General features: G+C 70.5%; 18 protein-coding genes. 11 read left to right on the forward strand and 7 right to left on the reverse strand.

What is annotated here, in order from left to right; all coding sequences use genetic code 11:
* Positions 1-130 precede the first annotated feature (130 nt).
* Positions 131-1,213 (reverse strand): NDP-sugar synthase, encoded by a 1,083-nt coding sequence (locus tag ABZT93_RS37950; RefSeq protein WP_356113265.1) that lies wholly within the window; start codon positions 1,211-1,213, stop codon positions 131-133.
* A 201-nt stretch (positions 1,214-1,414) separates the two neighbouring features.
* A complete protein-coding gene (locus ABZT93_RS37955) occupies positions 1,415-2,848 on the reverse strand; it encodes a peptidoglycan recognition protein (protein ID WP_356113267.1) in 1,434 nt (477 codons plus the stop codon).
* A gap of 129 nt (positions 2,849-2,977) precedes the next feature.
* Between ABZT93_RS37955 and ABZT93_RS37960 the strand changes: the two genes are divergently transcribed.
* The 6 genes from ABZT93_RS37960 (at position 2,978) to ABZT93_RS37985 (ending at position 12,246) form a co-directional block, all read left to right on the forward strand.
* A complete protein-coding gene (locus ABZT93_RS37960) occupies positions 2,978-3,712 on the forward strand; it encodes a TIGR03089 family protein (protein ID WP_356113269.1) in 735 nt (244 codons plus the stop codon).
* 137 nt (positions 3,713-3,849) lie between these two features.
* The gene (locus ABZT93_RS37965; RefSeq protein WP_356113271.1) at positions 3,850-5,034 is read left to right on the forward strand and encodes an LCP family protein; all 1,185 of its coding nucleotides are present in this window, start codon (positions 3,850-3,852) and stop codon (positions 5,032-5,034) included.
* Between the two features lie 153 nt (positions 5,035-5,187).
* Positions 5,188-6,933, forward strand: coding sequence for an LCP family protein (locus ABZT93_RS37970; RefSeq protein WP_356113273.1), 1,746 nt, complete (start codon positions 5,188-5,190; stop codon positions 6,931-6,933).
* An 85-nt stretch (positions 6,934-7,018) separates the two neighbouring features.
* A complete protein-coding gene (locus ABZT93_RS37975; RefSeq protein WP_356113274.1) occupies positions 7,019-8,671 on the forward strand; it encodes an LCP family protein in 1,653 nt (550 codons plus the stop codon).
* A gap of 140 nt (positions 8,672-8,811) precedes the next feature.
* Positions 8,812-10,542 (forward strand): LCP family protein, encoded by a 1,731-nt coding sequence (locus tag ABZT93_RS37980; RefSeq protein WP_356113276.1) that lies wholly within the window; start codon positions 8,812-8,814, stop codon positions 10,540-10,542.
* 162 nt (positions 10,543-10,704) lie between these two features.
* On the forward strand, positions 10,705-12,246 hold the full coding sequence (locus ABZT93_RS37985; protein ID WP_356113278.1) for an LCP family protein: 1,542 nt from the start codon (positions 10,705-10,707) through the stop codon (positions 12,244-12,246).
* A 6-nt stretch (positions 12,247-12,252) separates the two neighbouring features.
* Here ABZT93_RS37985 and ABZT93_RS37990 read toward each other — a convergent pair whose 3' ends face one another.
* Complete coding sequence (locus ABZT93_RS37990; protein ID WP_356113280.1) at positions 12,253-13,281, reverse strand: glycosyltransferase family 2 protein; 1,029 nt, start codon at positions 13,279-13,281, stop codon at positions 12,253-12,255.
* 132 nt (positions 13,282-13,413) lie between these two features.
* Between ABZT93_RS37990 and ABZT93_RS37995 the strand changes: the two genes are divergently transcribed.
* Positions 13,414-14,874, forward strand: a complete 1,461-nt coding sequence (locus ABZT93_RS37995) for an LCP family protein (protein ID WP_356113282.1) — start codon at positions 13,414-13,416, stop codon at positions 14,872-14,874.
* 40 nt (positions 14,875-14,914) lie between these two features.
* Here the strand turns inward: ABZT93_RS37995 and ABZT93_RS38000 are convergent, their stop codons facing one another.
* On the reverse strand, positions 14,915-15,481 hold the full coding sequence (locus ABZT93_RS38000; RefSeq protein WP_356113284.1) for an acyl-CoA thioesterase: 567 nt from the start codon (positions 15,479-15,481) through the stop codon (positions 14,915-14,917).
* Positions 15,482-15,599: 118 nt separating this feature from the next.
* Between ABZT93_RS38000 and ABZT93_RS38005 the strand changes: the two genes are divergently transcribed.
* Positions 15,600-16,907: an LCP family protein gene (locus ABZT93_RS38005; RefSeq protein ID WP_356113286.1), complete on the forward strand. Its 1,308-nt coding sequence runs from the start codon at positions 15,600-15,602 to the stop codon at positions 16,905-16,907.
* A gap of 3 nt (positions 16,908-16,910) precedes the next feature.
* On the opposite strand, the gene ABZT93_RS38010 is transcribed toward ABZT93_RS38005, so the two are convergent.
* The 3 genes from ABZT93_RS38010 to ABZT93_RS38020 all read right to left on the reverse strand — a co-directional run bounded on the left by ABZT93_RS38010 (position 16,911) and on the right by ABZT93_RS38020 (position 19,699).
* Positions 16,911-17,684 (reverse strand): class I SAM-dependent methyltransferase, encoded by a 774-nt coding sequence (locus tag ABZT93_RS38010; protein WP_356113320.1) that lies wholly within the window; start codon positions 17,682-17,684, stop codon positions 16,911-16,913.
* Between the two features lie 199 nt (positions 17,685-17,883).
* Complete coding sequence (locus tag ABZT93_RS38015) at positions 17,884-18,246, reverse strand: four-helix bundle copper-binding protein (protein WP_356113288.1); 363 nt, start codon at positions 18,244-18,246, stop codon at positions 17,884-17,886.
* A gap of 295 nt (positions 18,247-18,541) precedes the next feature.
* Positions 18,542-19,699 (reverse strand): acyl-CoA dehydrogenase, encoded by a 1,158-nt coding sequence (locus tag ABZT93_RS38020; RefSeq protein WP_356113290.1) that lies wholly within the window; start codon positions 19,697-19,699, stop codon positions 18,542-18,544.
* Positions 19,700-19,877: 178 nt separating this feature from the next.
* Between ABZT93_RS38020 and ABZT93_RS38025 the strand changes: the two genes are divergently transcribed.
* The 3 genes from ABZT93_RS38025 (at position 19,878) to ABZT93_RS38035 (ending at position 23,432) form a co-directional block, all read left to right on the forward strand.
* Positions 19,878-21,221, forward strand: coding sequence for a UDP-glucose/GDP-mannose dehydrogenase family protein (locus ABZT93_RS38025; RefSeq protein WP_356113292.1), 1,344 nt, complete (start codon positions 19,878-19,880; stop codon positions 21,219-21,221).
* Positions 21,222-21,468: 247 nt separating this feature from the next.
* Positions 21,469-22,125, forward strand: coding sequence for a hypothetical protein (locus tag ABZT93_RS38030; RefSeq protein WP_356113293.1), 657 nt, complete (start codon positions 21,469-21,471; stop codon positions 22,123-22,125).
* Entirely contained in the window at positions 22,122-23,432 is a 1,311-nt protein-coding gene (locus tag ABZT93_RS38035) for a copper resistance protein CopC (RefSeq protein ID WP_356113295.1), read from the forward strand. Before ABZT93_RS38030 ends, ABZT93_RS38035 begins: the two co-directional genes overlap by 4 nt.
* The last annotated feature ends 6 nt before the right edge of the window (positions 23,433-23,438 follow it).

The following is a 23,438-nucleotide window of genomic DNA, read 5'->3' on the forward strand; positions in this document are numbered from 1 at the left end:
GCCGGAGCGGTCGGCACCATCGTGGGTCAGATCGCGAAAGCCAAGGGCTGTCGGGTCGTGGGCATTGCGGGAACGCCGGAGGGGCTGGATGGTGCGGAGCCGCGCTCCTCAAACGCCGGAGGGGCTGACTTCACTGGTCCGACGAGAAGCGGACCGCTCCCGCCGGGATCTTCGCGTCGCACCAGATTCTCGTGCCGACCAGGAGCTCGTTGTCGGCGCCGATGACCGCGCCGTCGCCGATGACCGTGCCCGTGAGGACCGAGCGTCGGCCCACCCGGGCCCGGGTGCCGATCAAGGAGTCGGTGATGACGACGCCCGGTTCGATCACCGCTCCCGGGAGGATCGTCGAACCGGAGACTCTCGCGCCCTCCGCGACGTACGCGCCCTCGCCGACCACCGTGCCGTCCGTCAGCTTGGCGTCGGGGGCGACCCGTGCCGTGGGGAGGATGAGGCGGTCGCCGCAGCGGCCGGGGACCGCCGGGGAGGGGGCGCGGCCGAGGACCAGGTCCGCCGAGCCGCGGACGAAGGCGGCGGGGGTGCCGAGGTCCAGCCAGTACGTCGAGTCCACCATGCCCTGGAGGTGGGCTCCGGCCGACAGGAGTTCGGGGAAGGTCTCGCGTTCGACCGAGACCGGGCGGCCCTGCGGGATCGTGTCGATGACCGAGCGGCGGAAGACGTACGCCCCCGCGTTGATCTGATCGGTGACGATCTCCTCGGGGGTCTGGGGTTTCTCCAGGAAGGCGAGGACCCGGCCGGTCTCGTCGGTGGGGACCAGGCCGTAGGCCCGGGGATCCGTGACCTTGGTGAGGTGGAGGGAGACGTCGGCGCCCGTCGTCTCGTGGGTGCGGACCAGGGCCCTGATGTCCAGGCCCGTCAGGATGTCGCCGTTGAAGATCAGGACCGGGTCGTCGGGGGCGGAGTGCAGCCGGGCGGCCACGTTGCGGATCGCGCCGCCCGTGCCGAGGGGCTCCTCCTCGGTGACGTACTCGAGGTGGAGCCCCAGGGACGAGCCGTCGCCGAAGTGCGGTTCGAAGACCTCCGCGAGGTAGCTCGTCGCGAGGACGATGTGGTCGACGCCCGCCGCTCTGGCTCTGGCCAGCTGATGGGTGAGGAAGGGGACGCCGGCCGCGCGGACCATGGGCTTGGGGGTGTGGACCGTGAGGGGTCGCAGCCTCGTGCCCTTGCCGCCGACCAGGAGGATCGCTTCTGTCACCTGTCGTCTCCGCTTCCTGCCGGGACCGGCCCGAACTGTCTTTCGACCGGCCAGTGTATGCAGACCGTTGTGCGGCACCTTCGGCGGCCGTACGGCATTCGCGCCTGCCCCCCGACGGCGGTGAAACGGGTGGTACGAACTGTCCTCGGTACTCCCCTCGGTACCACTCTCCTCGGTCCTCTCCGCGGTCCTCGGCGACCGTCAACGACCTTGGAGACGGGCGGCTGTCGTGCGGGTGGACCCGAGTTTGCGGTAGAGCTGCCATCCGGGGCACTCCGTGGCGAAGCCGTCCCGGTGGCCGGAGATCACGTTCAGTCGTACCTTCCTACCCTTCGGATAGAGGTTGCCACCGCCCGACTTCAGATACGTCCTGCCCTTCGGGTTGGCGCCGTAGAGACCGAGCTTCCACGCGGTGAGCCGGGCGACGGCCTTCGTCACGGCGGCGGGCGGCTTCCTGGAGCCGTAGCTGCCGAGGACGGCGATCCCCATGCTGTTGCTGTTGAACCCGCGGGTGTGGGCGCCGAGGACCGGCTTCGCCACCCCACCCGCCCGGCCCTCGTAGATGTTTCCGCACTTGTCGACGAGGAAGTTGTAGCCGATGTCGCGCCAGCCCATGCTCTTGACGTGGTAGCGGTAGATACCGCGGATGAGCGAGGGCGCCTGCGTACAGCGGTATCCGTTGCCGGACGCCGTGTGGTGCACGAAGGCCGCCTTGACCTTCTTCGTGTAGACGAAGCCCCGCTCGCGCAGCCCCTCGTCGGCGCCCCAGCCGCGCCGGGTGACGATGCTCGGGCGCGGCCCGATGTACGGCTTCGCCCGCTGCCGATCCGTCAACTCCCCCGCACGCAGGGCGAACAGCTCCTCTTCGGTCTGCTGCCGGTCCAGCGCCGGGATCTCGGTGGCATCCAGGTCGGTGAGTCCGGCGAGACCGGCGTTGGCCTCGGACGCGTCCACCGCGGGGAGGTCCTCGGGGGGTTCGTCGGTGGGAGCGGGGCGGGGTGCGAGGGCGCGGTGGGCGGCGCCCGCGGCCGCGGTGTCCTGCCGGGCGAGCTCCGGCGCGCTCTCCCCCGGGTCCACCAGTTCCAGACGCAGGCCGGCCGGAAGCGGGGCGGTCGTCGTCGCCGTACGGGAGCCGCGGGCCGTGTCGTCGGTCCTGCGGTCGGCCTCGGCGCGCACCCGTACCTCCACTCCGTCGGAGTCGCCCACCCACAGCGGTGCCGTCCCGCCGTGGACGCGGCCGGAGGTGCGCTCGGCCGTGCCGGGGTCGGCGGCGTCGTCGTCGTGGGTCTCCAGGTCCTGCCAGCCCGACCAGGTGTCGCGGCCGGACGCACGGGTGCGGACCTGGACGCGGCCGTGCAGGATGGTGTCCGGATCGTCCCAGATCACGCCCACCAGGGAGAAGCGCCGTACGTCCCGGCGGGGCAGGCCCTGTTCGGCGACCGGGGCGAGGGTGCGGTCGCGGGAGGCGAGGGGCGCGAGGGGCAGCGACTGGGTGCCGCCGAGGGCTTCCGCGCCCGCGGCCGGTCTCACGGCCGCCGGGGACACCGGTCTCGCCGCGACGGCGGGCGAGGTGAGGGGCAGGGCGAGGGCGGCCGCACAGGTGACGCCGACCGAGGAAGCAAGAAGTCCACGCATGCTCCCGATCCTGGACATAGTCATATAAATCTGTCCATCGGGGAACTGACGGACCGTCGGGTGCCGTTGCGCCGAACCGGTGGCCCCGCGCGCGGGTGTCCGGCCGTGTGCCCGCGTACCCTTTCGCGGATGAACGCCACCGATCGCACCCCTGCCGACCTGCTGCGATCCGCGCTCGCCGCGGACCCCGGCCGCCCCCTGGTGACCTTCTACGACGACGCCACGGGCGAACGTGTCGAACTGTCCGTGGCCACCTTCGCCAATTGGGTGGCCAAGACCTCGAACCTCCTCCAGGGCGACCTCGCCGCGGCGCCCGGCGACCGGGTGGCGCTGCTGCTGCCCGCGCACTGGCAGACGGCGGTGTGGTTGCTCGCGTGCGCGTCGGTGGGAGTCGTCGCCGACATCGGCGGGGATCCCTCGACGGCGGATGTCGTGGTGAGTGGGCCGGATGCCCTGGAGGCGGCCAGGGCCTGCTCCGGGGAGCGGGTCGCTCTCGCACTGCGGCCGCTGGGCGGGCGGTTCCCGCAGACCCCGGACGGGTTCGTGGACTACGCCGTGGAAGTACCGAGCCAGGGTGACCGGTTCGTTCCGTTCGCTCCGGTGGACCCTGAGGAGCCCGCGTTGATCGTGGCGGGGCGGGAGTTCAGCGGAGCGGAGGTCGTGGAGAGGGCGCGAGCCGAGGGAACCGGGGATCGCGTGCTGTCGGGGCTGCCGTACGACACGTGGGACGGATTGAACGCCGGGTTGTACGGGCCGTTGGCCAACGGGGGGTCCCTGGTGCTGTGCCGGCATCTGGAGCGACTGAGCGAGGAGGCCATCGCCCAGCGGATCGAGAGTGAGCGGGTGACCGCCACTCGTCGATGACCGGACGGTTCCATGCCGGGTGTGGGTCGCCCCGTCACCTGGATGGAGCAGCAGAGGCCGGCCCCGGCGCCTCTTTCACGCCATCGTCGTAGGAGCAGACAGCACCCGTGCTCGTACGCCGTGAGGGGGCACCCGCCGTGACCGACAGCGCAGGCACCCTCGGGCCCGGCGCGGGGTCCTCCGCGAGTGGGAAAGGGCTCATACGGCGGCGCCGGCGGCGCCGACTGGCGGGCGCCGGACTCGGTCTCGGCGCGGTCGTCCTCGCCGCCGCCGGTGCCGGATGGGCCGTCTACGCCAAGCTCGACGGGAACATCACCGCGGACGACGCAGCCGCCGCGGAACTCGCCCGGTACGCGAAGGACCGGCCGACCTCGCTGGTCAAGGGCGCGCAGAACATCCTGCTGATCGGGTCCGACTCACGGTCGGGCGACGGCAACGGTCAGTACGGGCGGGACTCGGGGACCGAGCGGTCGGACACCACGATCCTGCTGCATCTGTCCGCCGGGCGGCGCACCGCGACGGCCGTGTCGCTGCCGCGGGACCTGATGGTGGACGTGCCGGCCTGTCTGGGGCGGGACGGGATCCGCAGCGAGCCCGTGTTCACGATGTTCAACTCCGCCTTCCAGAAGGGCGGTTCGGCCTGCACGATCCGGACCGTCGAGAAACTCACGGACATTCGCGTGGACCATCACATGGTCGTCGACTTCCATGGGTTCAAGGACATGGTGGACGCCGTCGACGGGGTGGCGGTCTGCCTCGCGGAACCGATCGACGACAAGGCGGCCGAGCTGCGGCTCCCGGCGGGGCGGGTGACGCTGAACGGAGAGGAGGCGCTCGGCTATGTGCGTGCCCGCAAGTCCCTCGGCAACGGCAGCGACACCGACCGGATGGACCGTCAGCAGCGCTTTCTCGGCGCGCTGGTCAAGAAGGTGCAGAGCAATGACGTACTGCTGAATCCGGTGAAGCTCTATCCGGTGCTGGACGCCGCGACTTCCTCGCTCACCACCGATCCCGAGCTGGCAAGTCTGCGTGGATTGTACGAACTCGTGCGGGGTCTCAGGAACATCCCCACGGAGCGTGTGCAATTCCTTACCGTGCCGCGGGAGTCGTACGTCTACGACGCCAATCGTGATCAACTCGTCGAACCCGAGGCCAGGCGGCTTTTCGAACGGTTGCGCAAGGATGCGCCGGTGAAGGTGACGGAGAAAGCCACGAAGGTTTCAGAACATTCTCATGACGAGGAACCTCGTGGAGAATCCGAGAACGGCGGCGGGGCCCCCACCTTCCGCGGCCGCACGGCCGCCCAGGACACCTGCGGGTAAAGCATTACCCAAGGCACTGAAGCAGTGTCCGAGCAAATGGGCGGATTGCCCGGTTGTAGGCACGTGGAATTCGTCACCGCCGTAACCTGTCGGCGAATCGGACGGCTAGTGTGAGCGATCCGGTGCATCCGGCCGACGGAGGATTCAGCAACCGTGGACGCACAAGGCCGTGGGCGGGCGGGCGACATCGACCCCGCAGACCAGTGGGTACTCAACCCGCACACCGGTGAATACGAACTGCGACTGACCCCTTCCGCACCGCAGTCGGGTATTCCCGGTCCCCGTAGATCCGCGCCCTCTCCGAGCAGGGCGGGCGCACCCGCCGCTCGTACGGCCAGTCCCGTGGCGCCGGGCCGTACGGTGCCGCCGCCGCGCAGGCGGCGGGGCGCGCCGCCCGAGGAGCCGCTGCCGGGGCGCCGTGGGCGCCGGCCGGTCAAGAAGAAGTCGTCGGCGAAGAAGGCCCTGCTGTGGACCGGCGGCGCGATGGCGTTCGTGCTGGTCGCGGCGGCGGGCGGCGGCTATCTCTACATCCGGCACCTGAACGGGAACATCACCTCCGTCTCCGACGACGGCGCGAGCACCGGTGGCTTCCAGACGGACAAGGCGATCAACATCCTGCTGATCGGCACCGACAAGCGCACCGGCGCGGGCAACGAGAGCTACGGCGACAAGGACAGCGTCGGGCACGCGGACACGACGATCCTGCTGCACGTCTCCAAGGACCGGACGAACGCGACCGCGCTCAGCATCCCGCGCGATTTGATCGTCGACATCCCGGACTGCCCGACCACACAGGCGGACGGCTCCACCAAGATCATCCCGGGCACGGACGGCGTCCGCTTCAACACCAGCCTCGGCCAGTCCGAACGCACCCCCAGCTGCACGGTGCGGACCGTCACCGAGCTCACCGGCATCCAGGCCGACAACTTCATGGTGGCCGACTTCAACGCGGTCAAGACGCTGACCACGGCGGTCGGCGGCGTCGACATCTGTCTGGGCAAGGACATCGACGACAAGGACTCCAAGCTCAAGCTGTCCAAGGGCACGCACACCATCTCGGGCGAGCAGGCCCTGGCGTTCGTGCGCACCCGGCACTCGGTCGGCTTCGGCGGTGACCTGAGCCGGATCGGGCTCCAGCAGCAGTTCCTGAGCGCGCTGATGCGCAAGCTGAAGTCGAACGACACGCTGACCAACCCGGCGAAGATGCTGAAGCTGGCCGAGGCGGGCACCAAGGCGTTGACCGTCGACTCGCAGCTCGACAGCATCGGCAAGCTGAAGGACCTCGGCCTGGAGCTGGGCAAGCTCAATGTGAAGAACCTGACGTTCACCACCGTGCCGGTCGTCGACAACCCGGCGGAGAAGGTGAAGGCGACGGTCGTCCTCAACGACGCGACGGCTCCCACGGTCTTCGACATGATCAAGAACGACGTGTCGTTCACCGAGGTCAAGAAGAAGGCGAGCGCCGCCAAGAGCGCCTCGGCGGCGGAGGCGGCGGCCCGTCTGAAGGGCACCAAGTCGGCCGCTTCCGAGGTGCGCGTGCGCATCCTCAACGGCGGTGCGGCGGCGGGCAGCGCGCAGGCCGAGCTGGAGTACCTCCAGAACGAGGAGGGCGTGCTGAAGTCGGAGAACGCGGGCAACGCGGACGCGTCGCTGGCGAAGACGACCCTGGAGTACGCCCCCGACCAGGCCGACCAGGCGCGCCGGCTGGCGGCCGTCATGGGCCTGTCGGGTTCCGCGCTGAAGCCCGGCAAGAGCGTGACCAACTCCCAGGGCCTGCCCACGATGACGCTCACCCTGGGCAAGGACTTCAAGGGCGCCGGAGTCTCCTTCACCACGGCGACCAAGGCCCCCGAAGGAGTGCAGCAGTCCACGGCCGACAAGGTCGAGTGCGCCAAGTGAGGTGACCTGAAGGGCCTGTCGTGCGTCTAACCAGTCGTACGGCAGGTCTTTCGGTTCGTTCGGCGTGAGGGTGGGGAGACAGGGGATGGCGCACAGCGGTGTGCACGAGGAGGGGGCGCGGCCGGTTTCCCGGCCCGCTCCAGGGCCGCGGAAGGCCGACGGGGGCGACGGGCTGGGGGGCGGCGGTCTCGGGGGCGGGGGCGGCACAGACGGTGGCGGGCGGCACGGGCGGCAGCGCGGCAGGCGCAAGCACCGGGCGCTGAGATGGGGGGCGACCACGCTCGCCGTGCTGATACTCGGGACGGCCGGCGCCGGATACCTCTACTACCAGCATCTCAACGGCAACATCCGCAAGGGCGAGCGCAGCAGCGGTGACTCCAAGGCGCACAAGGCCGAGGCCAACGCGGCCGGGCAGACGCCCTTGAACATCCTGCTGATCGGCTCGGACAGCCGTAACTCCGACGAGAACGTGAAGCTCGGCGGCAGCCGGGACAACCGCGGCAACCCGCCGCTGGGCGACGTGCAGATGCTCATCCACCTCTCCGCGGACCGCAAGAGCGCCGCGATGGTGAGCATCCCGCGCGACACCCGGGTCGACATCCCCAAGTGCACGGACCCGGACACCGGGAAGACGTACCCGGCGACCACCGACATCATCAACCTCTCCCTGGCGCGCGGCGGCGCCGGCTGCACGCTCGCCACCTGGCAGAACCTCACCGGTGTCTACATCGACCACTGGATGACGATCGACTTCTCGGGCGTGGTGCGGATGGCGGACGCCATCGGGGGTGTCTCCGTCTGTGTGAAGCAGAACGTGTGGGACCGTCCGACGGCCGCGGTGCCCGGCGGCTCCGGGCTGAAGCTGACGGCGGGCACGCACAAGGTCAAGGGCAAGCAGGCCCTGCAGTGGCTGCGCACCCGGCACGCCTGGGGCAGCGACCTGATGCGGGCCCGGGCCCAGCACATGTACCTGAACTCGATGATGCGCACGCTCAAGGGGCAGAACGTCTTCACCGACACCCCACGGCTGATGGGCCTCGCCGAGGCGGCCACGAAGTCCCTCCAGGTGTCCGAGGAGATCGGCTCGGTCAAGGACCTCTACGACCTGGGCATGCAGCTCAAGTCGGTGCCGACGGACCGCATCACGTCGGTGACGATGCCGAACGTGGAGGACCCGGGGAACAGGGACCACGTGATACCCGACGGCGCGAACGCGGACAAGCTCTGGGAGATGCTCCGGGACGACGTGGCCCTCGACAAGAACGGCAAGGCGTCCGCGGGCGGGAAGAAGACCACCGAGGCCACCAAGGCCCCGTCGGCACCGGACGGCGAGATCGGGGTCCTCGTGCAGAACGCGACGGCGACCTCCACGCGCGGCCCGGTGAGCGGACGCGCCGGCGCGATCACCGAGGAGCTCGTGCGGAAAGGTTTCTCGCGGGCGTCCAAGGACGCGTCGGCGGGGCTCTCCGAGGACCGGACCGTCGTGCGCTACCCGAGCGCCGACCTACAGGGTGACGCCCAGCGCGTCGCCAAGTCCCTGGGCATTCCCCTGAGTTCGGTGAAGAAGTCGACCGACGTCTCCGGGGTCACCCTGGTCGTGGGTGCCGACTGGCGTACCGGGACGGCATATCCGAAGCAGTCCGAGGCCAGGGCCGGTGATCTGCCGGGCAACGCGGACGCCATCAACGGCTCGGACACCGGGCAGTGCATGGACGTGTACCCGGTCTACCACTGGTAGTCGAACGGAGCGGTCCGGGCGTACGTACATGCTTACAGAATCGGCACGGGAACAACTCACGTCGCTCAAAGCCCGACCGGGCGGATAGTGTGAGTGATCCAGCGATCGCCGCGTGGCCCTGACGGAGGATTCGGACAACCGTGGACGCACAAGGCCGTGGGCGGGCGGGCGACGTCGACCCCGCAGACCAGTGGGTGCTCAATCCGAACACCGGTGAATACGAACTGCGACTGGCCCCTTCCGCACCGCAGTCGGCCGTTCCCGGTCAGCGCCGCCCCGCACCCGCACCGGACGGGCCGGGAGCACCGCGTGGTCGTACGACCACCCCCGTGGCCCCCGGCCGGGACATCCCGCCGCCGCGCAGGCGCCGGGGCGCACCGTCCGAGGAGCCGCTGCCGGGGCGGCGCGGACGCCGGCCGGTCAAGCCGAAGGCGAAGGCGAAGAAGGCGCTGCTGTGGACCGGTGGCACGATGGCGTTCGTCCTGGTCGCCGGAGCCACCACGGGCTACTTCTATCTCAAGCACCTGGAGGGCAACGTCGGCACGACCGACGTCGGCGACGCGGCCGCGAGCAACTTCAGCAAGGACGAGGCCTTCGACATCCTCATCATCGGCACCGACAAGCGCACCGGTGAGGGCAATGACGGCTACGGCGACGTGGGCAGCGTGGGCCACGCCGACACCAACATCCTGCTGCACGTCTCCAAGGACCGGACGAACGCGACCGCGCTGAGCATCCCGCGCGACCTGATCGTCGACATACCGGACTGCGAGACCAAACAGGAGGACGGCTCGGAGACGGTCGTCGCGGGCGAGGAGGACCAGCGGTTCAACACGAGCCTCGGCCAGGGCGGCCGGGACGCGGGCTGCACGATGCGCACGGTCGACGCGGCCATCGGGATCAAACCGGACCACTTCGTGATGGCCGACTTCAACGCGGTGAAGACCCTGACCTCCGCGGTGGGCGGGGTCGAGGTCTGTGTGGAGAAGGCCGTCAAGGACAAGCAGTCCAAGCTCGACCTGCCCGCGGGAAAGTCGACTGTGGAGGGCGAACAGGCCCTCGCCTTCGTGCGCACCCGGCACGCCTTCGGCAACAGGGGCGACCTGGACCGGATCAAGGTGCAGCAGCAGTTCCTGGGCTCGCTGATGCGCAAGATGACCTCCGGTGACACCCTCACCAGCCCCGCCAAGCTGCTGAAGCTGGCGGACGCCGCGACCAGCGCGCTGACCGTGGACAAGGCGATCGGCAAGGTCGGCACGCTCAAGGACATCGCCCTGGAGCTGAAGAAGGTGCCGACGAAGAACATCACCTTCATGACGATCCCGGTCAAGGACAATCCCGCCGAGCCGAAGCCGGTGACGGTGGTCATCAACGAGTTGAAGGCTCCCCAGGTCATCGACGCGATCAACAGCGACGTCTCGTTCACCGAGGTCAAGGCACAGCAGAAGAAGGAGAAGGCGGAGGTCGCGGCCCGGCTCAAGGGCACCAAGTCCGCCGCCTCCGACGTCCGGGTGCGCATCCTCAACGGCGGTGCGGTCGCGGGCAGCGCGCAGCAGCAGCTGTCCTACCTCCAGACCGAGGCGGACGTGACCAAGTCCGAGAACGCGGGCAACGCCGACGCGGCGCTCGCGAAGACGACCCTGGAGTACGCCCCCGACCAGGCCGACCAGGCCCGCCGCCTCGCGGACATCATGGGTCTGTCGGGCTCGGCGCTGAAGCCGGGCAAGAGCGTCACCAACTCCCAGGGGCTGCCGGCCATGACCCTCACCCTGGGCAAGGACTTCAAGGGCGCGGGCGTCAAGCTCAACTCCGCGACGGCGGCGGCCCCGCAGAACGCGTCCACCGCGGACAAGGCGCAGTGCGCGAGCTGAGGTCCACCGGGGACCGCGAGCCGGCCCCCAGGTCTCCCACAGGTTCGTAGGGCAACCTCACGGGCCCGTCGTATGTCTAAGACGTGCGGCGGGCCCGTGGCATGACCGTGGGTCCGGTGGGGTGGGTGGGAGGACGGGAAAACGTTGACAACGCAATACAGCGTGCAGGAAGCCGCGCCGGCGACCGAGGGGGAGAGCGGGCACGGCAGTCGCAGGGCCCCGCGCAAGCACCGGGTGCTCAGATGGTCGGCGGCGACGCTCGCGGTGCTGATACTCGGGGTGGCCGGGACCGGCTACCTCTACTACCGCCACCTGAACTCCAACATCGAGCAGGACGACCTGAACCTGGGCGACAACAAGGTCGCCGGGCCGACGCCGAACGCCGCGGGGCAGACCCCGCTGAACATCCTGCTGATCGGCTCCGACGCCCGGGACAGCAAGGAGAACCAGGAACTCGGCGGTGCCAAGGAGACCTTCGGGGCCACTCCGCTCGCCGACGTGCAGATGCTGCTGCACCTGTCCGCCGACCGCAGCAACCTCTCGGTCGTCAGCATGCCGCGCGACACCCTCGTGAAGATCCCCAAGTGCACCGACCCGGACGACGGCAAGGTGTACGCGGCGAGCGAGGGCCGGGTGATGGCCAACCAGAGCCTCGGCCACGGCGGTCCGGGCTGCACGGTGGCCACCTGGCAGGAGCTCACCGGCATTCACATCGACCACTTCATGATGGTCGACTTCTCCGGCCTGGTGTCCATGGCGGATGCCATCGGCGGGGTCCCGGTCTGCGTGGACGCCAACATCCACTCCCGGGACGGCCAGGGCCACGGCTCCGGTCTGAAGCTGGAGAAGGGCACCACCTCCGTCAAGGGCGAGCAGGCCCTGCAGTGGCTGCGCACCCGCTACGGCTTCGAGGACGGCAGCGACCTGGCCCGCGCCAAGGCCCAGCACATGTACATGAACTCGATGGTCCGCGAGTTGCGCGCCAACGCCACCCTCAGCAGCCCCAACAAGCTGCGCAAGCTCGCCGAGCAGGCCACGAGTGCCATCACCGTCGACTCGGGGCTCGGCACCGTGAAGAAGCTCTACGACCTCAGCGACGAACTGCGCGGGGTCGAGCCGGAGCGCATCACCATGACGACCATGCCGAATCGTTACGTCGGTGCGCGCGTGGAGCCCACCGAGGACGCCGAGCAGCTCTTCCGGCTGGTACGCGAGGACATCGCGCTGGACGGCAAGGACGCGAAGAACGCCACCGCCGAGAAGTCCGAGGACTCCTCCGCCGACCGGGCGGCCGCGAAGGACGAGATCGGGGTGCTGGTCCAGAACGGCACCCGCACCGACACCTTGGCGGCGGCGGGCGGCCGCGCGAGCACGGTGGCCGGACTACTGGTGGAGAAGGGCTACACCAAGGCGGTCTCGGACCGGTCGGGGTCCCTGAGCGAGGCGAAGACCCTCGTCCGCTATCCGAGCGCCGAACTGGAGGGTGACGCCCAGGCGGTCGCCAAGTCCCTGAGCATTCCCATGAGTTCGGTGAAGAAGTCCACCGAGGTCTCCGGGGTCACGCTCGTCGTGGGCGCGGACTGGCGCGAGGGTACGGCGTACAAGGCGGCCAAGGAGGACAACACCACCCCGAAGACGGCTGAGGCCCTCAACGGGGCGGACGAGTCGGCCTGCATGCACGTGAACCCGGGGTTCACGTGGTGACGCGGCTCACACCGTGTTCAGCACCGCGGGCCGCCGCGAGGCGATGACGCGCCTGGCCAGCGAGCGCGGGCTGGTCAGGAAGCCGTAGCCCCACGACATGTGCATGGTGGCGAGGGCGACGGGGATCTGGAGCCGCGCCTTCAACGGCAGCCCCTTGCCCGCGGGCAGCGAGCCGAGGGCAATCGCCGCGAGGTAGCCGCCGGGGATCACGAAGCCGAGCGGGGTCAGCGCGGCGCCGACCACGATCCCCGCCGCGATCGCGCACAGCGCGGTCGGCGGGGCGAGGTAGCGCAGGTTGATGGAGCCCTCGTGGTAGCGGGCGACGACGTGCCGCCAGCGGCCGTAGTCCTTGTACTGCTTGGCGAGGGCCTTCACGCTCGGCCTCGGGCGGTACGACACCCTGAGCTCGGGCGAGAACCAGATGAGCCCGCCGGCCTCCCGGATCCGGAAGTTGAGCTCCCAGTCCTGGGCGCGGATGAACTCCTCGTTGTAGCCGCCCTGTTGCTCCAGGGCCTCGCGCCGGAACACCCCGAGGTACACGGTCTCGGCGGCCTGCGCCTCGCCGCCCGTGTGGAAGGCCGCGTTGCCGACACCGATCTTCGAAGTCATGGCGGCGGCGACCGCGTGCTCCCAGTCGTTCTCGCCCTCGGCGTGCATGATCCCGCCGACGTTCTGCGCGCCGGTCTCCTCCAGGAGCCGTACGGCGGTCGCGATGTAGTTCGGCGAGAGCATGCCGTGCCCGTCGACGCGGACGACGATCGGGTGGCGGGAGGCCTTGATCGCGGCGTTGAGGGCGGCGGGGGTGCGGCCGGTGGGGTTCGGGACGGTGTGCACGCGCGCGTCTTCCGCGACGAGCTCGGCGGCGATCTCGTCCGTGCGGTCCTTGGACGGACCGAGGGCGATCACGACCTCCATCTCGCCGGCGTACTCCTGCGCGAGGATCGCTTGGACGGCTCCGCGCAGATGCCGCTCCTCGTCGAGGACGGGCATGATCACAGAAACGGCGGGGAGCTGCACGTCGGGCTTGGCGTTCATAGGACGCTCACGTTACCGCGAACGGGGGACACCATCGCGCCCCGCCCGGGGCGGTGCCGGTCGTCGCAGATCGTATGGGCCTACGGTGCTCAAGATCCCTCGTTCGGCTGTTTCTCGCGGAGGTGTCCCTCCATGCCCGTCACGCCGCCCCGGCCCTCCGCGGCCCGCCCCCGCCCCCCACGGCGCCGGCCCGCGCCGCCCCCCGTACGACGGCGGCGCCCTCGCTGGGCCATGCGGGCGGCGACCACGTTGTCCGTCGTCGTGCTGGCCTCCGCCGGGATCGGGCACGCGGTGATGACCAGCCTCGACGCGGACATCACACGCGTGGATCCCTTCAAGGACATGAAGAACCGGCCGCGCGCCGGACACGGCATGAACGTGATGTTGGTCGGCACCGACGGCCGCGACAAGATCACCGAGGCGGAGCGGCGGAAGTACCGGCTGGGCGGGGCGCCCTGCCACTGCACCGACACGATCATGATCATCCACATCTCGGAGGACCGGGAACGGGCGAGCGTGGTGAGCCTGCCGCGCGACTCGTACGCGATGACGCCCCCGCATGCCGACCAGACCACGGGCGAGGAACACCGCGGGCACCCCATCAAGATCAACGCGGCGTACGCGGAGGGCGGGCCCCAGCTGACGGTCCGGACCGTCGAGAACATGACCCACGTCAAGATCGACCACTATCTGGAGGTCGACTTCACCAGCTTCATGAAGACGGTGGACGTGCTCGGCGGGGTCGAGATCTGCAACGCAGACCCGCTGAAGGACGCGTACACCGGGCTCGACCTGGCGGCGGGCCGGCACCTGCTGATGGGCGGGCAGGCACTCCAGTACGTCCGCTCCCGGCACGCCGACGTCTCCTCCGATCTCGGCCGGATGAAGCGGCAGCAGCGCTTCCTCGCCGCGCTGATCGAGCGGGCGACCTCGTCCGGCGTCCTGCTGAACCCGATGAAGTTCCGCGACGTCGCCCGGGCCGTCCTCGGCTCCGTACGGGCCGACAAGGGCTTCGGCACGGACGAACTGCTCGACCTGGGCCGTGCGATGCGGAACTTCTCCCCCTCCTCGTCGGAGTTCACGACCGTACCGATCGAGGAGATGGGTTACGCCGTCAAGGGTGTGGGCTCGACCCTGAAGTGGGACTCCGTGAAGTCGGCGCGGCTCTTCAAGGCCCTGCGCGAGGACCAGCCGCTGGCCGCGCACAGGCCGAGGACCAAGGCGCTGCTGGTCCCGGTCTCCCCGCAGCAGATCCGCGTCCAGGTCGAGAACGCCACGGCGACGGGCGGACTCGGCAAGCGGGTGGACGCGGCCCTGGCGTCGACGGGATTCCGCACCACGGGGAACCCCGTGCCCTCGGCCGACCGCACCCTGAAGCGGACGGTCGTCGCCTACGACCCCCGCTGGGACCGCTCGGCCCGCTCCCTGGCGGCGGCCCTGCCCGGGAGCGAGCTGCGCGTGGTGAAGGGCCAGGGGGCGGTACTGAAGGTCCTCGCGGGCGCGGACTTCGAGCGGGTGCGGAAGGTAAGGGCCGAGGACGAGCTGCAGGGGGAGTTCGGGGTGGTCACGGGGGACGAGGTGGGGTGCGTGTAGGTGGAGGGGGAGAAGCCGCGAGGGAGGGGCGGTGGCCGGCTCAGTCGTCGAGCCCCTCCGCCGCCCGCTTCTCCCGCAGCTCCATGATCGCCCGGCGCCTGGCCAGCCGATGGGTCCGGCGGATCTGGGCCTCCTGGTACCGGCGCCTGTCCTTCTCCGTCTCCGGAAGCACCGGCGGGACCCTTCGCGGCTTGCCGTCGGCGTCGACGGCCGCGAAGACGAGGTAGGCGGAGCCGACCTGGGTGGCGGGCGTGGACTCGTTCCAGCGCTCGGCGAGCACCCGTACGCCGACCTCCATCGAGGTCCGGCCGGTCCAGTTGACCTGGGCCTTCACATGGACGAGGTCACCGACCCGGACCGGCTCCAGGAACGCCATCTCGTCCATGGAGGCGGTGACCGCGGGCCCGCCGCTGTGCCGTCCGGCCACCGCGCCCGCGGCGTCGTCCACCAACTTCATGATCACGCCACCGTGCACGGTACCGAGGAGGTTGGTGTCGGCCTGGGTCATGATGTGGCTCAGCGTGGTGCGGGACGCCGAGGTGGGCTTGCCCGGGATCTCCGGGATCTCGGGGGTGCCCTGGTGTGCGGCGGTGGCCTGGTCTGTCATGGCCCCCACCCTATGCCTGATGACAATTCGGGAATTTGTGTCAGCTTGGCAACAGCGCTGCCCTGATTTTCCGACGACCCTTGTAAAGGGCACAGCGGGTACCGGCACACTGGGCCCCATGAACGATTGGCCCGAGGGATGGTCCGGCGACAACCGCGCCGACCGGTACGGACGCGGCAGCGCGAGCGCACAGCCCGAGAGCGCCCGTGTCATGCGGCAGGTGCGCCGCGGACAGGGGGCGCCCGGGCAGGGCGCGTACGGCCGCCAGGGCCCGTCCGCGCCGCCGTACGGCAACGGCGTGCCCCAGCAGCCGTCCTACATCGACGGCCGGGGTCACGGCGGTGACTACGACGAGTACGACAGCGGTTACAACACCGGCCAGGTCTACGGCGGCGGTGGCCACGGCGGGCCCGCCGACCCGGGCGGCGGCCGCGGTCCGCGGCCCGCGCCGAACTGGCGCAAGCGGATCAAGTGGACCGCGATCGTCGTGATCACCGGGCTGGTGGTGACGACCGTCGGCACCTACTTCTGGGCCGACTCCAAGCTCAACCGCGAGGTCGACCTGTCCAAGGTCATCGACCGGCCCGAGCAGGGCGACGGCACCAACTACCTGATCGTCGGCTCCGACAGCCGCGCCGGGCTCTCCTCCGAGCAGAAGAAGCAGCTGCACACCGGCTCCGCCGAGGGCAAGCGCACCGACTCGATGATGATCCTGCACACCGGCAGCAACGGCGACACGCTGGTCTCGCTGCCGCGTGACTCGGACGTGGAGATCCCGACCTTCGTGGGCTCCGAGTCCGGCAAGACCTACAAGGGCACGGGCCGGCACGTGAAGCTGAACGCCGCCTACGCCGAGGACGGCCCCGAACTGCTGGTGCGTACGGTCGAGTTCAACACCGGCCTGAAGATCGACCACTATGTCGAGATCGGCTTCGCGGGCTTCGCCAACATCGTGGACTCGGTCGGCGGGGTCGAGATCGACATCGACAAGGGCTTCAAGGACAAGTACTCCGGCGCCGACTTCCAGGCGGGCAAGCAGAAGCTGAACGGTGAGCAGGCGCTCGCCTTCGTCCGCACCCGGCACGCGTTCGCCGCGTCCGACCTGCAGCGCACCAAGAACCAGCAGAAGTTCCTCTCGGCACTCGCCCACGAGGTGGCCACCCCCAGCACGGTCCTGAACCCCTTCAAGCTCTACCCGACGCTCGGCTCGGGCCTGGACTCGCTCATCGTCGACAAGGACATGGGCCTGTACGACCTGGGGTCCATGTTCTTCGCGATGAAGAGCGTCAACGGCGGTGACGGCACCTCGCTGAACATGCCGATCTCCGGGTCCACCGGAGGCAACCTCGTCTGGGACAAGGCCAAGGTGAAGACCCTGGTGGACGAGCTGAAGAACGACGAGAAGGTCACCGTCTCCGGCAACTGAGCCCTACGCCCGCCGTCCCGAGCCGAGCAGCGCGATGTGCGGAAGGGCCAACCGCCCTTCCGCCACCGTGTGTTCGGCGCTCAGCCGGTCGTACTCCCGCCGGATCCGTACGACGGTCTCCGGGTCCTGCGAGGTGACGACCAGCCCGATGGTCGCCACCCCGCCCGCGGCCCCGCTCCACCACTCCTCGACGCCGGCCCGGTGGTCCCAGGTGAGTTCGGCCGCCTCGGAGGCCAGGAAGCCCGCCCCGCCGAGGAGTTGGGCCAGACCGTCCGCCGTACGGGGCCAGTCCTCCGCGGGATCCAACCGCGGCAGATACGGCGGCGGTACGGCCCCGCCCGCCGCGCAGGCCCGGCCGAGCAGGTCCTGCCCGGCGCCGCGGTTCGCGCTCCAGGTGGTGAGGGCGATCCGGCCGCCGGGGCGCAGCAGGCGGTGGAGTTCGACGAGGGCGGCGCGGGGGCGGCCGACGTGGTTGAGGACGAAGTTGCCGACTACGGCATCGAACTCGCCGTCCCGGTAAGGGAGTTCGGGTAGCCCGCCGGTGCGCGCGTCGACCCCGCGGGCCCGCGCCGCCGCCACCATCCCGGCATCGGCGTCCACCGCACTCACCCGCGCACCGCGCGCCAGCGCCGCCACGGCCGCCGTGCCGGTACCGGTGCCGACGTCGAGGACACGCGTCCCCGCCCCGACCCCGGCGGCGTCCAGCAGGGCCTCCACGGGGTGGGCGCACAGGCGCGCGAAACTGCCCGCGTAGGCCTCGGTGCGGCCCCTCCACATCTCGCGCTCGGCGGCCTCGAAGGCCTCGGTGGCGTCCGCCTCCGTGTACGCAGGCGCGGTGTGTTCGGGTGCGGGGGCGGGTTCGGACTCGGGTGCGGATTCGAGTACGGGTTCTGGTGTGGTCATGCCCCGCAGCCTGCCCCTCCCATGGCCGGGGGCACCTCGGCGGGTGTCCCCGGCCGCGCTCGGGCGAGGTGCCTCACATGGCCATGCCCGCCATCGCCCGACAGGTCTCCACGCAGCGGCGACACGCCTGCGCGCAGCGCATCAGCTGGGGATCGTCCGGCATGGACATACACGCCTCGGCGCACATCTCGCACGCCTTGGCGCACATCGCGCACATCTCCGCCGACATGGGTGAGCGGCGCATCATCATGTCCGCGCACATGCGGGTCATGTCGGCGCAGTCGATCAGCGCGCGCATGATCGGCATCTGCCCCTCGCCGCCCATCTGCATGCAGGAGCTCATGGTCTCCTCGCAGACGCTGTGGCACTCCATGCACGCCGCCACGCAGTCCTGCATCTCCTTGCTCATCGTGGACATGCTCTCGGCCTGAGTCATGGCTCCTCCTGGGGGACGCGGGAGCCCGGGGCGGGCCCCGTGCCCTTCCGTCCTACGCCCCTCCCCCGCCGAGCGCCATCGGGCGGACGCGAACAATCCGCCCCGAAACACCCCACCCGCAGCGCGACGAAAGCCCCCGGAGCATCTCCGGGGGCTCGGGCCCTCCGACGGATCCGCCGGTGTCGCCGGGGCCGCCGCACGCAACCGGCCCCGCGCGGCCCGGCCGACGAGCGCAGGGCCCCGGCCGATCCGATCCGCCGGCCGGGGCGCCCTCAGTCGTCGCGGGCCGGGTCCGCTAAGGCAGGTTCCTCGCCATCACGATCCGCTGGACCTGGTTCGTGCCCTCATAGATCTGCGTGATCTTCGCGTCGCGCATCATCCGCTCCACCGGGTAGTCCCGGGTGTACCCGTACCCGCCCAGCAGCTGGACCGCGTCCGTGGTGACCTCCATCGCCACGTCCGAGGCGAAGCACTTGGCGGCGGCGCCCTGGAAGGTGAGGTCCTTGTCCAGGCGTTCCGAGGCGGCCGCGGCCTGGTAGGTCAGGGCGCGGGCGGCGGTGATCTTCATGGCCATGTCGGCGAGCATGAACTGGATGCCCTGGAAGTCGGCGATGGCCTTGCCGAACTGCTTGCGCTCCTGGACGTAGCCCTTGGCGTAGTCGAAGGCGCCCTGGGCGACACCGAGCGCCTGGGCGGCGATGGTGATGCGGGTGTGGTCCAGGGTCTTCATCGCGGTCGCGAAGCCGGTGCCCTCCTCGCCGATCATGCGGTCGGCGGGGATGCGGACGTTGTCGAAGTAGACCTCGCGGGTCGGGGAGCCCTTGATGCCGAGCTTCTTCTCCGGGGCGCCGAAGGAGACGCCCTCGTCGGACTTCTCGACGACGAACGCCGAGATGCCCTTGGAGCGCTTCGACGGGTCGGTGACGGCCATCACCGTGTAGTACTCGGACTCGCCGGCGTTGGTGATCCAGCGCTTCACGCCGTTGAGGATCCAGTGGTCGCCGTCGCGGACCGCCTTGGTCTTCATGCCGGCCGCGTCGGAACCGGCGTCCGGCTCGGAGAGGGCGTAGGAGAACATCGCGTCGCCCTTGGCGAGCGGCGACAGGTACTTCTTCTTCAGGTCCTCGGAGCCCGAGAGGATCACCGGGAGCGAGCCCAGCTTGTTCACCGCGGGGATCAGGGACGAGGACACGCAGGCGCGCGCGACCTCCTCGATGACGATCACCGTGGCCAGCGCGTCGGCGCCCGCGCCGCCGTACTCCTCGGGGACGTGCACGGCGTGCAGGTCGTTGGCGACCAGCGCCTCCAGCGCCTCGCGCGGGAAGCGGGCCTCCTCGTCGACCGCGGCGGCGTAGGGCGCGATCTTCGCCTCCGCCAGCGAACGGATGGCGTCCCGGAGCATGTCGTGCTCCTCGGACGGGCGGTACAGGTCGAAGTCAGCCGATCCGGCCAAGGTCTCTCACGCTCCAAAGACGCTGCGGTGCCTGTGCTAATTACCGTTAAGTAACTCAAATTTTAGGGCCCGGCTCACACGAGTGAGACGTGAGCTTGACGACAGCGGGAAAAATGCCCGTCAGCCCCTCCGACTATGCTCGGGCGCGCATCGGCCCGTCCCCCTTTCTGGAGTCTCCATGGCCCTCAAAATCACCGTGATCGGCACCGGCTACCTCGGCGCCACCCACGCCGCGGCCATGGCCGAGCTCGGTTTCGAGGTGCTGGGGCTCGACGTGGTGCCCGAGAAGATCGAGATGCTCCAGCGGGGCGAGGTCCCGATGTACGAGCCGGGCCTGGAGGACTTGCTGCGCAAGCATGTCGCCGGGATCGAGGGCTCCACCGGCCGGCTCCGCTTCACCATGGACTTCGCCGAGGTGGGCGCCTTCGGTGATGTGCACTTCGTCTGCGTGAACACACCGCAGCGGCACGGCGAGTACGCCTGCGACATGTCGTACGTCGACTCGGCGATCGCCTCCCTCGCCCCGCACCTGACCCGCCCGGCCCTCGTCGTCGGCAAGTCGACCGTGCCCGTGGGTTCCGCCGACCGGCTGGCCCGCTACCTGGCCGACCACTCCCCCGCGGGCGCGGACGCGGAGCTGGCCTGGAACCCGGAGTTCCTGCGCGAGGGCTTCGCGGTGGACGACACGCTGCACCCGGACCGGATCGTCGTCGGTGTGCGCAGCGAGCGCGCGGAGAGGCTGCTGCGCGAGGTGTACGCGACGCCGCTCGGCGAGGGCACGCCGTTCGTGGTGACCGACTTCCCGACCGCCGAGCTGGTGAAGACGTCTGCGAACTCCTTCCTGGCCACGAAGATCTCCTTCATCAACGCGATGGCGGAGATGTGCGAGGCCTCCGGCGGCGATGTCGCGAGGCTCGCGGAGGCGATCGGGTACGACGACCGGATCGGGAAGAAGTTCCTGCGGGCCGGGATCGGCTTCGGCGGCGGCTGTCTGCCCAAGGACATCCGCGCCTTCATGGCCCGTGCCGGTGAGCTCGGCGCCGACCAGGCGCTGACCTTCCTGCGCGAGATCGACTCGATCAACATGCGCCAGCGCGGCCAGATGGTGGAGCTGGCCCGGCAGATACTGGGCGGCGGGCCGTTCCTCGGCAAGCGCGTCGCGGTGCTCGGCGCCACCTTCAAGCCCGACTCGGACGACGTCCGCGACTCCCCCGCGCTGAACGTCGCCGGGCAGATACACCTCCAGGGCGGCCAGGTCACGGTCTACGACCCGAAGGGCATGGACAACGCCCGCCGCCTGTTCCCCACCCTCGGCTACGCCGACACCGCCATGGACGCGGTCCGGGGCGCCGACGTCGTACTGCACCTCACGGAGTGGCGGGAGTTCCGCGAACTGGACCCGGCGGCCCTCGGTGAGGTCGCGGCGGCGAAGGTGGTCCTTGACGGCCGCAACGCCCTGGACCCGGTGCTGTGGCGGAAGGCCGGCTGGACGTACCGGGCGATGGGACGGCCCACGGCCTGACCGCGAGGCCGGGTCCGGGCAGCCGGGCTCGGCATATGCCGTCGTCCTCGGAATCACCAGCACAGGTTCGATTTGCATTCGAGCACAGTGGGGAATTGACCGTTCTCACAGACCACCCCCCCACAAAGGAGAGGTAGGCAACGATCGGTTAACCGGTGCGTAGTCAAGCGGAATCCGCCCTCCACTCCACTGTTCGTCATCGCCGGACTCTTCGGCCGGATTGATACGAGCATGTCAGGAGTGAGTCATGCCCCTGTTTCGCAGGGCGGAGTGGCCGCGTGATCATCGCGACGAGTTGGTCGCCGGGGCGCTCGTCGCCGCCGTGGTGATCGTGCTGGGGTACGCGTCGGGCATCGGTGCCCCCGCCGCCTCCGGAGCGGCCGAGGCCGCGGTTCCCCCCCTCGCGTCGCCCGCGGCCACGGCACCGGAGACGAACGCACCGGGGGCCGGTCAAGTCCCGTCCGGATCCGGGGAGTTGCCGTCGTACGGCGGGGGCGGGTCGGACTTCGGATACGGCGGCACCGGGGCGGACACCGGATACGGCAGCGCCGGGGGCGGCGTCGTGACCGGCACCGGCCCCGTGGGCGGGGGCGAAGGGCACGGCGGCGGGCACGGCGGATCCGAGAGCCCGCCTCCCGCCGGCACCCCCACTCCCGTCCCCACGCCCACCCCCACACCTTCCCCTTCCGCCACGGCCACCTGCCAGGACGGCCAGGTCACCCTCGTACAGCCGCTGCTCGTCGGCCTCACCGAGCCCGTGCTCGGTCTCCTGGACGGCGCCACGGCCACCCCCTCACCGACGCCCTCCCCCTGCGTCGGCCTCGCCCCCGCCTCCGGCCTGCTCGGCGGGATCCTGTCCGGCACCGCGGCTTCCGCCTCCCCGCAGCCGGAGGCGACGCCATGAGGCCACTGCTCGTCCTCGCCGCCCTCCTGTGCGCCCTCCTCGGCGCCGCCCAACCCGCCTGGGCGCACACCCAGTTGGTGAGCTCCTCCCCCAAGGACGGTGCCACGCCCGCGAAGGCTCCCGACCACCTCACCCTCACCTTCGACGAGGCCGTGGACCTGGCCGACGTACGGGTGCTGACGGTGGACGGGGACCGGCTGCCGGTGTCCCGTCCGTCGAAGGGCACGGCGAAGGACAAGGTCGTGCGGGTCGCCCTCGGCAGCCCGGCGGAGGGGCGGTTCGCGATCGTGTGGTCCGTCGTGGACGAGGAGGACGGGCACGCCTCCTCCGGCCGCGTCACCTTCACCGTGGGGGCGGCCGCCGCCAGGACCGGCGGCGACGAGGCCCGGGCCGCCGCGCCCGCGCCGTCCCCCTCGGTGCGCGAGGGCCTCGTCGCCGCCCGCTGGGCCGGATATCTCGCCCTGGCGCTGTTCGTCGGCGGGCTCGCGTTCGTCGCGCTGCTGTGGCCGGGCGGGGCGTACGAGCCGCGGGCCCGGGCACTGCTGGGCCTGGCCTGGACGGTGGGACTGCTGGCGACCGTGGCGGCCGCAGGGCTCCAGGGGGCGTACGCCTCCCTCGGCGGCCTGCGCGACGCACTGCGCCCGGCGACCTACGCGGACGTCCTGGCCACCGAACCCGGCGTCGTGCTCGCCGCACGCGGCCTGATGTGGGTGCTCGCGGCCGTGGTGCTCGCCGCGCTGCTCCAGGGTGCCGCCCGTTCGCCGGGCTGGCGGGTGGGCGCGCTCGCGGTGACGTTCGGGCTGCTGCGCACGACCGGTATGACGGGCCACAACTCCGAGGGCGGCGAGCCGACCTGGGGAGCCGTCGCCGACTTCGTCCACCTCCTCGGGGCCGCGCTGTGGATCGGCGGGCTCGCCATGCTCGCGCTGGCGGTGCTGCCGCGCCGGCGGGTCGCGGAGCTGGCCGAGGTGGTGCCGGGCTACGCGCGGCTCGCGGCGCTGAGCGTCACCGGCATCGTCATCGCCGGGCTGGTGCTCGCGTGGCAGGTGGTGGGGTCGTTCGACGGCCTCCTGCACACCTCCTACGGGCATCTGCTGCTCGTCAAGACAACCGTCCTCGGGTGCGTCCTGGTCGCCGCCTACGCGAGCCGCCAGTGGGTGCGCACCCGTCTCGATCTCGCCGTGCTGCTGCGCGGCGACGCCGCCACCGTGCGGCCCTTCGGTTACTCGGTCGCGGCCGAGACGGGGCTCGTCCTCGTCGTGCTCGCCGTGACGAGTCTGCTGGTCACGGCCGATCCCGGCCGCTGAACACCC

The sequence above is a fragment of the Streptomyces sp. NPDC005303 genome (assembly GCF_040607335.1).
Taxonomy (GTDB): domain Bacteria; phylum Actinomycetota; class Actinomycetes; order Streptomycetales; family Streptomycetaceae; genus Streptomyces.